This window comes from Psychrobacter sp. FME6 (assembly GCF_014861365.1).
Lineage (GTDB): Bacteria > Pseudomonadota > Gammaproteobacteria > Pseudomonadales > Moraxellaceae > Psychrobacter.
Window position 1 is genome coordinate 1 of sequence record NZ_RRYW01000245.1, and the last position, 614, is coordinate 614.

Sequence of the window (614 nt, forward strand, 5' to 3'; positions counted from 1 at the left end):
TAGGGCGTGTTGAACATTCATAATTTGAGCCAGATATAAGCACAAGCAAGAGCGACTGTATTTTCATAACTCTGCTTGAGCTTATCAAATCTGGTGGCAACCGCCCTATACTGTTTTAGTTTGGCGAAAGCATTTTCTACTAGATGCCTCGCTTTATATAAGTCCCAGTCCATATGGTCGTTAGAAGACTGAGTATTTCGTTTTCGAGGGATGTTATCCCGTGTCCCAGCTTGTTCAATATGCGCTCGTAGTGCATCAGAATCATAGCCTTTATCGGCACATAAAACCTCTGTGTTGCTCAAATTAACTTTGTCTACTAAGTCAGGTGCGACTTTAACGTCGTGGGTCGTGCCATCTGACAAGATAAAGGTAATCGGATTGCCATGCGCATCTACTGCCAAGTGAATCTTGGTCGCGCGTCCTGCCACACTTTTACTAATGGATTGTAGGTTCTCATTGCCACCACTGCTGTGCTGATGCGCTTTAATATGAGTACCATCAATGAAGACCCACTCAAGGTCTGCGTCTTTGATCAGTAACGTAAATAATGCAATCAGCTTATTACTGCGAGACCAGCGCTGGTAAGCTTTATAGATGGTATTGGGCTTGCCAAA

At 43.8% G+C, this 614-nt stretch carries 1 protein-coding gene; it reads right to left on the bottom strand.

Annotation, left to right across the window (positions count from 1 at the left end):
• Nucleotides 1-17: 17 nt before the first annotated feature.
• Nucleotides 18-614, bottom strand: a 597-nt coding sequence (locus tag EI162_RS14465) for an IS5 family transposase (RefSeq protein WP_192524987.1), incomplete at its 5' end; no start/stop codon positions are given.